The organism is Flavobacterium sp., assembly GCF_024710485.1.
Taxonomy (GTDB): Bacteria; Bacteroidota; Bacteroidia; order Flavobacteriales; family Flavobacteriaceae; genus Flavobacterium.
The window spans coordinates 13,674-26,706 of the sequence record NZ_JANJUQ010000026.1; the positions used below are offsets into that span (position 1 = coordinate 13,674).

The window sequence follows — 13,033 nt, forward strand, 5'->3', positions numbered from 1 at the left end:
ATACACAATAAAGTTAGAAAATATAAACCATTGATACCATAAAATAAATTGATAGTTTTTATCTTTACATCAAATTTCACTATCAATGACTATTACGCAATTAAAATATGTTTTGGCTGTTGCTGAACACAAAAATTTTACCCTCGCAGCTGAAAAATGCTTTGTAACACAACCAACACTGAGCATGCAAATTCAGAAAATTGAGGAAGAATTGGGTGTTCAAATTTTTGATCGCACCAAAAAACCGATTCAACTGACAGAAATTGGGCTTAAAATTGTCAATCAATCTAAAAATATTGTCAATGAAGCTGACAGAATTCAGGATATCGTTGACCAACAAAAAGGATTTATCGGTGGAGAATTTCGATTGGCCATTATCCCTACAGTTATGCCGACCTTACTGCCAATGTTTCTTACTAATTTCATTAAGAAGTATCCAAAAGTTAAACTCATCATTGAAGAACTTAACACAGCAGAAATTATTGCTAAACTAAAGAATGGTCATTTGGATGCTGCAATTGCCGTTACACCTTTGGAAGATGAAAAAATAAAAGAAGTGGTTTTGTATTTCGAGCCTTTTGTGGCTTATATTCCGGAAAATCACCAATCGTTTCATAAAAAAGAAATTGAAATTAGCGATTTGAATGTGAATGAAATTTTGCTTTTACAAGACGGACATTGTTTTAGAGACGGTATCCTGAATTTGTGTAAAAATTTAAATCAGGAAGAAAGAAGTACTTTTCAAATAGAAAGCGGAAGCTTTGAAACGCTCATCAAATTAGCCGATGAAGGTTTGGGAACTACTCTATTACCTTACCTTCATACGCTGGACTTACCGGAAAAAGACAAGGTCAAACTGAAACATTTTATCGAACCAAAACCGGCTCGTGAAGTAAGTTTGATTTATCCCAAAAACGAATTAAAAATACACATTATTGATGCATTGCGAAGTACTATTTCTGGCGTGATTAAGGGAGCCATTACTTTTCAAAATGTTCAAATTATCAGTCCGTTACAAAAAAAATAAGGAGCTTTGCACAAAAAGCTCCTTATTTCTAAACAAACTCAAAAAAACTACTAATTAACAACCTTTAAACATTGTTCTAATTCCGGATGCTCTTTAGTGAAATACTGAAGCCATTTTTTTAGCTGTTCAATTTCATAAGGCAATAAATTTTTTATTGCTTTTTTTAATTCTTTGGCAAAAAGAACGGGATCAAAACTCACTCTTTCGAGTACGGATTTAGTGTAATCGTAAATCATTCTAGGCATAACAGTTAAGATTTGGGGTTATCTTATTGTAAGAACGTTGAGTAAAAGTAAAATAATTTTTCTATTCGAACTACAAAAAAAATAAAAAAATAACGTTTAAATGCTATAAACATCGACAAAATGCACTTTTAAATTATTTTATTATGTATTTACTTACTATTTTATTCTGACTCATTAAAAAAGGAACCGTTTAAGTTCCTTTAGTTTTATGGGTTATTGTATACGTAATAAGCAGTGTTGCAACTCCGGCTTTTCTTTAGTGAAATTTAATAGCCAGCGGGTTAATTCCTCCAGTTCATAGGGCAGCAGGACTTTGCAAGCTTTTTCGAGTTCTTTGCAAAACAATCCTGAATCAAAACTTACTTTCTTCAACACTGATTTGGTGTGGTCTAACATGCTTTTAGACATAAAGTAACTAAGTTTAAGGTTAAATATTAGATAAGAACGTTGTTGATGTTTTTCAAAAGTAGAAAATTTTAAGCCCTAATTATTTAAAATAAAAGTTAAAAATAGTGAGATTAATGTTAAATTTCAGGCCTCTTTAAAAGCCCGCAACATTTCTCTTTTACCGGGAGCTCCGGGCAACTTTTCGACCTCAAAACCCGCTGCCAACATGGCCCTTTTAATGGAAGTACGGCAAGCATACGTAACTAAAACCCCTTTAGGTTTAAGCGCTTGATACATTTTAGCAAAAATACTTTCACCCCATAATTCCGGTTGCACTCGAAAGCCGAAAGCATCAAAATAAATCAAATCAAAAGATTCACGGTCTTCAATTTCCTGGAAAAACTGTTTTCGTTTGGTGAGCGAAAAATAGTTATTTATGGCATGGCTGACTTCCCATTCGGTTTGATGCAATTTTTCATAAATTTGAATTGAGTCGGGTGAAATCTCTTCAGCATAATTCATTTTCAATGCTTCGGATAAAGCCACGGGATAAGCTTCTACTCCAACGTAATGCACTTTCTGCAGAGTCTTTTTAGCCTCCAAACAGGTAATAAAAGCATTTAATCCTGTACCGAAACCGATTTCTAAAATAGTAATGGGTTTTCCCTGAAACAGTGAAAACCCATTTTTTATAAATACGTGATAAGCTTCTTGAATTGCACCGTACTTAGAATGATAACTCTCCTCCCAATCCGGCAAGTAAATAGTAGTTGAACCGTCTTTGGTTTGGATAATTTCGCGTTTCAATTTACTCTTTAATGTATAATTTTTTGATGCGTGGAATAGGTCCGCCACATTTTTGCTGGTGACACTTTATACAAGCGTCTATACCATTGTTAAAATGCTCTTTGGCATTCTCAGGATCTTTGTAAATCAATTCCTGAGCCTTGATGAACTTAGCCGCTTGCTCTTTGAAAAAAGCATCATTATCACTTTCATCGGTCATCACTGCTTTGTGAATTTTCATAAAATGCTGCGGAAATTGTCCAATAGTATCACCTTTAATAATACGTTCCTTTAATCTCTGATTGTCCACATACATTTGCTCCATTAAGGCAGCCATCTCCGACATTTGGTACATTTCCAACTTTTTCTCGGTTTTAGGCTCGCACTTTTCTTCAACTACTTTTTCTTCTTTATTCTGACAAGAAAGTACCGACAAGACCAAAAAAATCAAGACTAAAATAACAACTATAACTTTCTTCATCGGAAATTATTTTCTGATGTAAACACCGGTAGCAAGGAAAGAGTAAGTCACTTCGGGCTTGGTAATTTTAGTAATTTCAGCAGCCGATTTTCCACCGTCTTTGGCATAGTGCTTAAGTTCATCTACAGAAACCACATCAACAAAAGCCTTTCCGTAAACAATAGCCTGGCTGTCATCAGCATTCAAAGGAACAAAAAATCCATAATCATGAAATTTCACAAAAGAAGTTTCATCACCGGCTAAATCCATTTTCATCCAACATCCTTTCTTCTTGCAAACCGATTTGATTTTTGATTCAAATTGAACAGTAATTGTATCGCCTTTCTTCAGGTTTTTGTATTTTTTAAGCATTTGCTCTTTGGTCAATACTTTACCCACTTTAAATTTTTCTCCAAAAGTAGCATAATCCTTAGCGTTAAAAGTTTTAGCAGCCGGTTTGGTTTTGGTCTGAGCCATAACATTGGAACCAACAAAAAACATAAGGGCAACAATAATCAGGTTTAATTTTTTCATGTCTTAAATATATTAGTGCTACAAAAATAAACAGATTAACAATTTCACATAATTTTAGGGCTAATAATTTCAATATTTAATTAAAAATTAAGTTGTATGGCCTCAAAAACGAGAATTTTTAAAAAAGTATTCAATAATTGTAGCGGTTGCATATGTCTTCTATTTTTTTATTAGCTTTACAAAAATGTAACAACACAACAATTATTCAAACCGAAAACCAACAAGAAACTAACTATCAAATACTTGTCTGCTTTTCGATTTAAAAACTTACTCTAAATGATGTTAAAAGAACCTAACGAAATCGATATTATAAGAGCTGAGGCTACTAAAATTAATGAGGTCGATTTTGAAAATTTAGCCTTCGGAAATACTTTTACAGATCATATGTTACTTTGTGATTTCAGAGAAGGAAAATGGCAAAAGCCGATAATCAAACCTTATGAACCATTCTTAATTGATCCTTCAGCCAAAGTATTTCACTATGGTCAGGCCATTTTTGAAGGTATGAAAGCCTACAAAGATGAAAACGATGATGTTTGGTTGTTTCGTCCAGAGCAAAATTTAGACCGATTCAACAAATCGGCTGTCAGAATGGCGATGCCGGAAGTGCCGGAAACAATATTCTTGGGAGGATTACACACGCTTTTAGATTTAGAAAGAAACTGGGTCAAAAAAGGATTAGGCAACAGTTTGTACATACGCCCTTTTATGATTGCTATTGGTTCGGGAGTAATCGCACAACCTTCAACCCAATACCGATTCATGATTATCCTCTCTCCCGCTCGCTCCTATTATTCGGGCGAAGTAAAAGTTGTTATCGCTGAACACTTCAGTAGAGCTGCAAACGGTGGTATTGGTGCCGCCAAAGCCGCCGGGAACTATTCTGCTCAGTTTTACCCGCAAAAATTGGCTCAAGAACAAGGATTCCAACAAATTATATGGACCGATGATGCCACTCACACCAAATTAGAGGAAGCTGGAACAATGAATGTTTTCTTCCGAATTAATGATACCTTGTATACTGCGCCAACCAGCGAAAGAATTTTAGACGGAGTGACCCGCAAAAGTTTAATTGAATTAGCGCAACGGGAAGGGATAAACGTTGATGTACGTCCTGTTTTAGTCGAACAATTAGTAGCTGCAGCAAAAGACGGCAGTTTAAAAGAAATTTTCGGAGCCGGAACAGCGGCTGTAGTCAATCCGATTGTAGGCTTTCAATACCAAGAGCATTATTACGAGTTACCAAAATTGGAACATTCCTTTGCTTTGGATTTAAAAGAAAAGCTGACAAAAATCCAACACAAATTGGCAGAAGATACTTTTGGCTGGACCGTTAAAATTTAATTAAGACAACTCCCTGCTTTAAAAATCAAACTCTCATCTTAATGAGAGTTTTTTTTTAATCTTTCTATTCCCTGTAAGATAATATCTTAATTAGTATCAAACAAGCTTAAAAATAAGCTAAAATAAGGCTTAAAGCCATTTTTATTCTAATAAATATTCTAAATTTGAAATTACAAATACCACAATTAATGATTCGTTTTTACCCAAATGAGGTCTTTCGAGAAGTCGAAATAGATTATCCTTTGCAAATGCGCTATGCCGTATCTAACAGAGGAAGATTAATAAGTTTTACAAAGGATTTTAAAGACGGGACTGTCCTAAAAGGCGGTGTGGCTGATGGCTACAGAACTTTGCGTTATAAAATTCGCAAAGACGGAAAAGTAAGTGATAAAACGCTTTACATTTATAAATTGGTGGCCGAATTGTTCATTCCGAAAACATCCGAAGATCAACTCCACGTAATCCATTTAGACCACAGCAGAGACAATGACGTGGTTTCCAATTTGAGATGGGTAAATTATCAGGACAAACTGGCGCACAATAAGAAAAGTCCGGCCGTTATTAAATCCAAACTAAAACTGATTGAGCACAACATAAAATCTGACGGACGAAAACTAACGTCTACGGATGTCATTCGCCTGAAGAAAATTTTAAACAAACCCAACCGCAAAACCCGTATCAAAATTCTGGCCAAGCAATTCGGCATCAGCGAAATGCAGATTCACAGAATTAAAACCGGAGAAAATTGGGGACATATTAAGGTCTGATGTTATCTTAATATGTCTTCAAAATTGGGTTTGAAGTAATTCGGTCCTTTCATGACTTTGCCGTCTTCTCGGTAGATGGGTTTTCCGTCTTCACCGAGTTTACTCATATTGCTTCTTTGGATCTCATCAAACACTTCTTCTATTTTGTGTTGCAACCCGTGCTCTAAGATCGTTCCGCATAAAATATAGAGCATATCGCCTAAAGCATCGGCAATTTCGATTAAATCGTTATTTTGAACCGCTTCGAGATATTCCTCATTTTCTTCTTTCATTAAATTAAAGCGAAGCGTATTTTTTTGCACTCCCAAACAAGCTTTCATTTCGGCACTAACGCCTAGCCCAAAAGCGGTGTGAAATTCTTTTACTGCGTTGAGTTGTTTTTGCATAACCTTAAAATTTATTGTGGATGCAAAATACAACAATCACTAACATTTGAGTAAATTTGTTGAAAATTTGAAAAAAATGTTCACAACAGGTCAATTGATTTTCGCTGCTTTTTTTGTGGTTGCTTTTGTTATTGCTATGTATATTGCTTACGGACGCGACAAATCGCTGCACCAAAAAGTATACAAAGGCAGTTACAAAGTCTTAATAGGTTTCTTTCTTTTTATTGCCGTTTTGTTTCTGATCAAAGTGTACCTCAAGCGCTAACTATTTTCCTTTAAAAAGATTAACACTTACTGTCGCTAAATCCGAGTTAGGAAAGCGAGTGAATACGTTATTTTGCGAGTACAAACCGGCTTCAGCGGCTATTTTGTGCAGTACCTCAATTTCAACAATATATTGATCGGAAAAGCCATGAGTAGCATCATAAGCGGTGGCCGCCGTTTTTCCTAAGTTGGCCGCTGTCAGTTCCGGGGAAATTGTATGTAATTCGATTAAAAGCAAACCGAATTTCTGAACATAGGGCGACCATTTCAGTAAATGTTCCAACAAATTATCTTCGACTTCATTGTTAGAGATGCGCTTACCACGATGGGCAAATGCACCCGTAGAAGTACTAATGCGATGCTGAGTTCGCTGTTTCGGGGTTTCCCAAATGCGATTGTGATCCAGAAAAGTACGCACGTTGAGCAATTCTTTCAAATCGATGTTGTAATCTTCTTTCAGAGTTTCGGCTAGTAGTTGTGGCCGACCAATATCACCCCAAATCACTTTCGCCCAAATATCGGCTTTGATTAAATTGGCGCGGGTGACTTTAATCGCGGCTTCGTTATAATCTACTCCTATTAAAAACAGCGGATAATCATCGAGCTGTTTACCTCTAGCAGTTTGTCGTTCTATAACATCAAAAATATGTTCCAAAAAAGCACCGTTTCCGCAACCCATATCTAAAATGCCTTTGGGCTGCTCGGCTATCGGCCGGTTGAACAATTCGATGATGATTTTATCCACAATTTTAAAATATTCGGCGTGAGCACCGCCACTGCCCCAAACGTTCATTTCGCGGTCGACATGCAATTCGGTTTCGTGTTCTCCGATATTTCTCAGTAACGAAGCATTTCCGAAAAGCAGTTCATCCATTTGACGGAGTGTCGGAATATAAGAAACGGTTACACCGTAAGCTGCGGCTCTTTTGGCATAAAACAAACCGGCTTCTGTAAATTGATAGTGGTCGTTCTTTTTCGTAAACCAACCCAAATGCGTCATAAAATCTAATATGACCGAAAAACATTCCGGTTCTTTGTGAAATTCCTCAGGGCGGAAAGACGTTTCCATAAAATACTTATGAAACATACCGGTCATCCCGAGCATTACGATGGTTGGACCGATTAAGTTACCTTCAATGTGATACAGCACTTGCTCTTCTATAGCCCGAATGTCTTCGTCATCCGATAAAATAATACCGTAAAGCGACTCGTATTTGACAAACAACTCACGTAACATTTCAAAAGGTTCCACTTCAAATTTACGCGGATGAAAATTGGCCGTAAACTGCATCAACCTATAAACATCTTCATAATACGGAACCAAAGCGAAGGCCACGGCACTTTTTTCATTAGCACTGAAATAAATCGTGTTATTGGCGTTATCAAGTTGTTGGTTTAGCCAACCTTGAGAGGCCAAAACTCTCAACGCCACGTTCAAATAACCGTCGTTAGCCTTGAATTTTTGGACCAAATCATCTAACGCTACTTTCTTGTACTGTGAAATATAATCCAAAACACCTTTTTGATAAAGTGAATAAGCCACCGGAGCGGTTGTAATACCATCTAAATGTCGGAATAAAATCCCTCTGAGTTCACTTTTGGTTTTCATAAGCTTATGGATTTGCTTTCTAACAAATATAGTCAAAGTTGTCATAGCAATTGTTACACGAATTATATTAACTTTGTTTAACCAAATTATCATCTCATGAGAATCCTGAAGTATTTATTCCTACTAATCCTTTTAGCATTAGTTGGTGTAACCGTTTACATTGCTACTCAAAGAGGCGATTTCAAAGTCAAACAAACCGCTGTAATCCATTCACCCAGAAATATTGTATACGACTATGTAAACGATTATAAAAATTGGGAAACCTTTGGTTCATGGATGACTAAAGAAAACGGAATTACCTTCACGTATCCGGCCAAAACTATGGGCGCGGGTGCTCAATTTTCTTGGGATAACGGTTCAGATTCGGGCAATTTGAAAACTTACTACAGTAAGGAAAACGACAGCATTCGCCAAATGGGCAACTTTAACGGCACAAAAGCTACGCTGTATTGGAAATTAAAAGATACGGTTGGTGGTACTATAGTAACCATAGAAGCCCGCGGAAAAATGGATTTGATGACTAAAATCAGCACTTTTTTCAGTGGCGGATTTAACGGAATGGTGAACGATGCTTTTGAAAAAAGCTTAAGAAATCTGGATAAAACGTTGGCTTACGAAATGAAGACCTACAGTATTAAAGTCAACGGTATCGTGCAACGCAACTCCGGATTTTGTCTAAAACAAACCGTTACTTGTCGCATTAAAAGTTTACCTAAAAACATCAAAATCGTGATGCCGAAGATGTTGCATTTTTTCAAAAAGAACAATTTAAGCATGTCGGGCAAGCCTTTTATTCTTTACGAGCGCTACGACAGAGCCAACGATATTGTGATTTTTTCGGTATGCGCACCCACAAGCGAACAAATTTTCATCACTTCAGGCAGTGAAATCACATCGGGAGAAATTGTTCCGTTTACTTGTTTGAAAACTACACTTACTGGCGATTATTCGCATTTAAAAGAAGCTTGGACCAAGGCTGAAAATTATATCCGAGACAATGGTTATACACCTAATTTTGCCGGAAAATATTCGGAAGTCTACATCAAAACCATTGATGATGTCAAACAACCTTCAAAATGGATTACCGAAATTCATATTCCGGTTATCCCTAAATCAGCGCCAACGCCAACCGCTATTTTGGTTCCGGTTACTTCTACTGCGCCAACTACTCCATCGGCAGAGCCTACAGTTGCACCATAATTTTTTTGTCTTGGAATTAAACCTTTTCACTTAACTTTATTCCAACTACCAAAAATAAAACTTTGCAAGACGAAAAGGATTTTATTCGGGAATTATTGGATCCGAAAACGCAAAATACTGCGTTTCAAAACCTCACACGCGAGTATCAAAGACCTTTATACAATCACATTCGCAATATCGTTTTAAACCACGACGATACTGATGATGTGTTGCAAAACACTTTCATCAAAGTTTTCCAAAATCTGAAGAATTTCAAAGGCGAAAGCAAATTGTTTTCTTGGATGTATCGCATTGCCACCAATGAAGCCATCACTTTTATCAATCAAAAAGCTAAAAAGAACGGAATTACAAATGAAGCATTGCAAAGTAAAATAGTAGACAATCTTAAAGCTGACACTTATTTTGATGGCGATGAAATTCAACTTAAACTGCAAAAAGCGATTGCTATTTTGCCTGAAAAGCAACAATTAGTCTTTAGAATGAAATATTTTGAAGAAATCAAATACGAAGATTTATCGGAAATTCTGGGTACTTCTGTCGGAGCGCTCAAAGCTTCTTACCACCATGCGGTAAAAAAAATAGAAGAATTTATGAATTCCCATTAAACCCTAAACGCTTAAATTTGTCAAACAATTATGAAATCATTTAAAATAAACGATAACGAAGCTAAAATTCCCTCAGGTTTTTCAATTCCCGAAGGTTATTTTGAGGCATTTGAAAGCAAGGTTATAGCACAACTTCCTGCCAATGAGCCTAAAAAAGTTATTGCATTTTACCAACGAAGAACAACATGGTATTTTGCAGCAGCAGCTGTGGTTATTTTGATGCTCTCGATTCCGATTTATCAAAATTTCTTCAAAACCTCAAATGCTGTGGACGCTTTGGTTTTGGAAGACTATATTACCACACACACTAAGCTTTCAGAAGAAGATTTGGCCTCTATCTTAGAAAAAGAAGACTTAGACAGAATCAGACTCGAATTAAACTTAGGTAAAGAAGCTATTGAGGACATACTATTGGATAGCAACAATTTAGAACAATACATTATAGACTAACAATATGAAAATCAACAAAATACTTTTAGCTATTGTAATCCTAGTCACTGCTAATTCCTATGGACAAGGCGGTCGATTACTCAGAGAAAAAAAGGAACAAATCAAAGCTATGAAAGTGGCACACATTACCAATGAATTATCGTTAACACCGGATGAAGCAGCAAAGTTTTGGCCTTTATACAATGCATTCGAGGATAAGCAACACGAAATAAGAGCGCAAAAACTCAAAGGCTATTTAGACCGAATTGACGATGAGTCTTTCGACAATCTACCCGAAAAGGAAGCAGCAACTTTATTAGCTCAAATGGAAAGTACCGAAGACGAATTATACCAAACTCGGAAAAAGTTTATCGCGAGTTTGAAAGGTGTAATTTCTCCGCTTAAAATTTTAAAATTGAAAAAAGCGGAAGAAGACTTCAACCGAAAACTACTGCAACAATACCGAAACAAAAGAGTAGGAAGATAAAATAAGAGAGTCAAATGACTCTCTTATTTTTTGAACTCAATTTTAATAATTTTATTTTTTCCTGCTGCATAAGCCGTGTCGGAATCCAAAAACCTGATGGTATATAAGGTTTGATCGCTCAACAATTGTTGCCACGTTTGTCCTGCATCGGCAGAATAAAACACTCCTTGAGTACCAACAGTTACCAACGCTTTTCCGGCTGAATTCGGAACAAATTGCACACAAGAAGCATAACCGAACGCTTGATTATCAGCTACTAAATTCCAGGTTTTTCCGCCATCGGTTGTCATAGCCTTATTTTGAAAATTTTGTATAGGTTTTTCATAATTTCCACCGGCTATAAAGCCAATTTGTTCATCGTAAAAATCGGCTGTAAAAATGCCGGTCATGGCTTCGCCTTGGACAATAGGTGTATCAAAAACTTTCCATGATTTCCCTTTATTTTCCGAATGAAAAACCCTGGATTTCTTTCCTCCGGAAACCACCCAAACATGATTCCCTTTTAAAACTACATTCGTATTACTGGCTGCAAAAGCCGCTTCACCAGCGGTAATTTCGGGCGATACATCACAGGATATTTTTTGCCAAGTTGCACCACCATCACGCGTAATAATCATTGAAAGACATTTATCTGTGGGATCTCCAATGGCTATTCCTTCTTCAGCATTCCAAAACTGCATGCTGTCGTAAAACACTTTTTCGTGCTTTTCCTCATAAACCAAAACTTTCTGTTTCAAATCGGATGAAAAACGATATAGTTTGGCCGGATTACCAATGGACAAAGCAAAGACATGCTTTCCGTTAGTTGCCACGCTTCTGTATTCATACAAAGTTGAATCGGTTACTACCATTGCATTGTTCCTTTCCGCATCTAACGATATAAATCCTACCCTACTTTTGTTACCCGCAAAATAAAGTGTATCGTTTAAAAACGATAGGGCTCTGATACTGATAGTTTCAGAAAAAACAGTATCCACTGCAACCGACTTAAAAACTTGAGCCTTGACTGTTAAAGGAAACAACAATAAAAAAACGGCAACGGGTAAAATCGATTTTGTCATGGCAATTGGTGGTTTTAAAGCGAATATACAAATTTTAACACAGTTAAGATTGCGTTAAAAAAGCAGAAAAAAATCCTGTGGCACAATAATTGGAAAGTTCAAAAAAACTATTCCACTTTAAAACATAGGATTATGAAAACTAAAATGATAACATGGTCAGTTTTGTCGCTTTTGAGCCTCACTGCGGTGGTTGCTCAAGACAGAACAACGGTTTCAGCCTACAACTCTGAAATCAGTGATAATTTAGATTTGAGAGCAGTGGCTTCAATTTTCGGAGATTCGAGAGACTTGGCTGATTTTGAAAGACGATTAAACGATCCGAAAATCCAAATTTCAAATCTCGATTTGAACGATGATAATCAAGTCGATTATTTACGCGTCATTGAAACTGTAGAAGGCAATGCACACTTAATTGTTATCCAATCCGTTTTGGGGAGGGATACTTATCAGGACGTAGCTACGGTAGAAGTAGAACGCGACCGAAACAACAGAGTGCAAGTACAAGTAGTTGGCGACGTTTATATGTACGGTCCTAATTACATTTACGAGCCGGTTTATGCTTACACTCCGGTAATTTATTCCACCTTTTGGGTTGGTAATTACCGTCCCTACTACTCCTCTTGGTATTGGGGCTATTATCCGAGCTATTACTACGCTTGGTCACCTTGGCCTATTTTCCGATACAGAAATCACATCGGTATCAGCATCAACTTTCACCACCATTACAATTACGTGAATTACAGAAGATGTGGCGTTGTATACAATAACTATTACAGAGGCGGAAGAAGAGGAAACGGCTACGAATTACGATACCCGAATCGTTCATTCCAACACCGCAATAGTAGTTATGCGAATCGTTATGAATTGGATCAAAACAGAACCATCAGAACAGTAGGGAACCGCAATTCCACAGCTAACAATCCGAGAGGAAATTATGTGGATGCCAGTCCGAGATCGAATGGCGCGGTGAGAAATGAATCATACGGAACAGTAAGAACACAAGAAACATCTCCAAGAGCAACTGTAAGAACCTTTGAAAGCCCTAGAGTTAGTGGCAATGTAAATGCCTCTCCAAGAAATAATCCGAGAAGTTATGATTCACCAAGAACCTTTAACGAAATCAAAACCACTTCCGGAACCATCAACGGAGAATACCAATCGCCAAGAGCTGCCAACAGTGCGCAATCTGCTCCAAGAAGTAACCCGAGAAGCTATGCAACGCCTTCTCGTGAATTCGCAAGTCAGAATAATCAGTCACCACGCTCAGTAGCGCCCAGAGGCAATTCGGCACCCAGAGAAATGTCGGCCCCCAGAAATTACTCAGGTGGTCAAAGAGACCTATCAAGCCAAAGAAGTGGCTCCTCCAGAGGCAACAATAGCAGCAGAGAAAACCGAAGAGGTTGAGTTTTATAATTATAGTTTAGTTGTTAGCAAAGGCATCG

General features: G+C 37.0%; 17 protein-coding genes. 9 read left to right on the top strand and 8 right to left on the bottom strand.

All coding sequences use genetic code 11. From position 1 onward, the window contains the following. Positions 1-85 precede the first annotated feature (85 nt). Positions 86-1,027, top strand: a complete 942-nt coding sequence (locus Q0M21_RS06245; RefSeq protein ID WP_295335795.1) for a LysR substrate-binding domain-containing protein — start codon at positions 86-88, stop codon at positions 1,025-1,027. 50 nt (positions 1,028-1,077) lie between these two features. Here the strand turns inward: Q0M21_RS06245 and Q0M21_RS06250 are convergent, their stop codons facing one another. The 5 genes from Q0M21_RS06250 to Q0M21_RS06270 form a co-directional block, all read right to left on the bottom strand. After that, the gene (locus Q0M21_RS06250; RefSeq protein WP_295335798.1) at positions 1,078-1,272 is read right to left on the bottom strand and encodes a hypothetical protein; all 195 of its coding nucleotides are present in this window, start codon (positions 1,270-1,272) and stop codon (positions 1,078-1,080) included. 213 nt (positions 1,273-1,485) lie between these two features. Next, entirely contained in the window at positions 1,486-1,680 is a 195-nt protein-coding gene (locus Q0M21_RS06255; protein ID WP_295335801.1) for a hypothetical protein, read from the bottom strand. A 123-nt stretch (positions 1,681-1,803) separates the two neighbouring features. Further along, positions 1,804-2,466: a tRNA (5-methylaminomethyl-2-thiouridine)(34)-methyltransferase MnmD gene (mnmD, locus tag Q0M21_RS06260; protein WP_295335804.1), complete on the bottom strand. Its 663-nt coding sequence runs from the start codon at positions 2,464-2,466 to the stop codon at positions 1,804-1,806. Position 2,467: 1 nt separating this feature from the next. After that, positions 2,468-2,926, bottom strand: a complete 459-nt coding sequence (locus Q0M21_RS06265) for a hypothetical protein (protein WP_295335806.1) — start codon at positions 2,924-2,926, stop codon at positions 2,468-2,470. Between the two features lie 6 nt (positions 2,927-2,932). Then, positions 2,933-3,439 (bottom strand): DUF4920 domain-containing protein, encoded by a 507-nt coding sequence (locus Q0M21_RS06270; protein WP_295335808.1) that lies wholly within the window; start codon positions 3,437-3,439, stop codon positions 2,933-2,935. Positions 3,440-3,715: 276 nt separating this feature from the next. Between Q0M21_RS06270 and Q0M21_RS06275 the strand changes: the two genes are divergently transcribed. Beyond that, positions 3,716-4,783, top strand: a complete 1,068-nt coding sequence (locus Q0M21_RS06275) for a branched-chain amino acid aminotransferase (protein ID WP_295335810.1) — start codon at positions 3,716-3,718, stop codon at positions 4,781-4,783. 188 nt (positions 4,784-4,971) lie between these two features. Continuing rightward, a complete protein-coding gene (locus tag Q0M21_RS06280) occupies positions 4,972-5,550 on the top strand; it encodes a hypothetical protein (protein WP_295335812.1) in 579 nt (192 codons plus the stop codon). A 2-nt stretch (positions 5,551-5,552) separates the two neighbouring features. Here the strand turns inward: Q0M21_RS06280 and Q0M21_RS06285 are convergent, their stop codons facing one another. Continuing rightward, positions 5,553-5,936, bottom strand: coding sequence for a nucleoside triphosphate pyrophosphohydrolase family protein (locus Q0M21_RS06285; protein WP_295335814.1), 384 nt, complete (start codon positions 5,934-5,936; stop codon positions 5,553-5,555). Positions 5,937-6,012: 76 nt separating this feature from the next. On the opposite strand from Q0M21_RS06285, the gene Q0M21_RS06290 reads away from it, so the two are divergent. Then, the gene (locus Q0M21_RS06290; RefSeq protein WP_295335816.1) at positions 6,013-6,201 is read left to right on the top strand and encodes a hypothetical protein; all 189 of its coding nucleotides are present in this window, start codon (positions 6,013-6,015) and stop codon (positions 6,199-6,201) included. On the opposite strand, the gene Q0M21_RS06295 is transcribed toward Q0M21_RS06290, so the two are convergent. Beyond that, positions 6,202-7,809, bottom strand: coding sequence for a class I SAM-dependent methyltransferase (locus tag Q0M21_RS06295; RefSeq protein WP_295335819.1), 1,608 nt, complete (start codon positions 7,807-7,809; stop codon positions 6,202-6,204). Positions 7,810-7,905: 96 nt separating this feature from the next. On the opposite strand from Q0M21_RS06295, the gene Q0M21_RS06300 reads away from it, so the two are divergent. From Q0M21_RS06300 to Q0M21_RS06315, 4 genes are all read left to right on the top strand, one after another. Then, positions 7,906-9,009, top strand: coding sequence for a transcriptional regulator (locus tag Q0M21_RS06300; RefSeq protein WP_295335822.1), 1,104 nt, complete (start codon positions 7,906-7,908; stop codon positions 9,007-9,009). Positions 9,010-9,071: 62 nt separating this feature from the next. Next, the gene (locus Q0M21_RS06305) at positions 9,072-9,614 is read left to right on the top strand and encodes a sigma-70 family RNA polymerase sigma factor (protein WP_295335824.1); all 543 of its coding nucleotides are present in this window, start codon (positions 9,072-9,074) and stop codon (positions 9,612-9,614) included. 30 nt (positions 9,615-9,644) lie between these two features. Further along, entirely contained in the window at positions 9,645-10,064 is a 420-nt protein-coding gene (locus Q0M21_RS06310) for a hypothetical protein (protein WP_295335826.1), read from the top strand. A gap of 4 nt (positions 10,065-10,068) precedes the next feature. Beyond that, positions 10,069-10,530 carry a sensor of ECF-type sigma factor gene (locus tag Q0M21_RS06315; RefSeq protein ID WP_295335828.1) on the top strand — a complete coding sequence of 154 codons (462 nt, stop codon included), beginning with the start codon at positions 10,069-10,071 and terminating at the stop codon, positions 10,528-10,530. A 23-nt stretch (positions 10,531-10,553) separates the two neighbouring features. Here the strand turns inward: Q0M21_RS06315 and Q0M21_RS06320 are convergent, their stop codons facing one another. Beyond that, entirely contained in the window at positions 10,554-11,591 is a 1,038-nt protein-coding gene (locus Q0M21_RS06320) for an oxidoreductase (protein WP_295335831.1), read from the bottom strand. Between the two features lie 132 nt (positions 11,592-11,723). On the opposite strand from Q0M21_RS06320, the gene Q0M21_RS06325 reads away from it, so the two are divergent. Further along, positions 11,724-12,995 (top strand): hypothetical protein, encoded by a 1,272-nt coding sequence (locus Q0M21_RS06325; RefSeq protein WP_295335834.1) that lies wholly within the window; start codon positions 11,724-11,726, stop codon positions 12,993-12,995. The last annotated feature ends 38 nt before the right edge of the window (positions 12,996-13,033 follow it).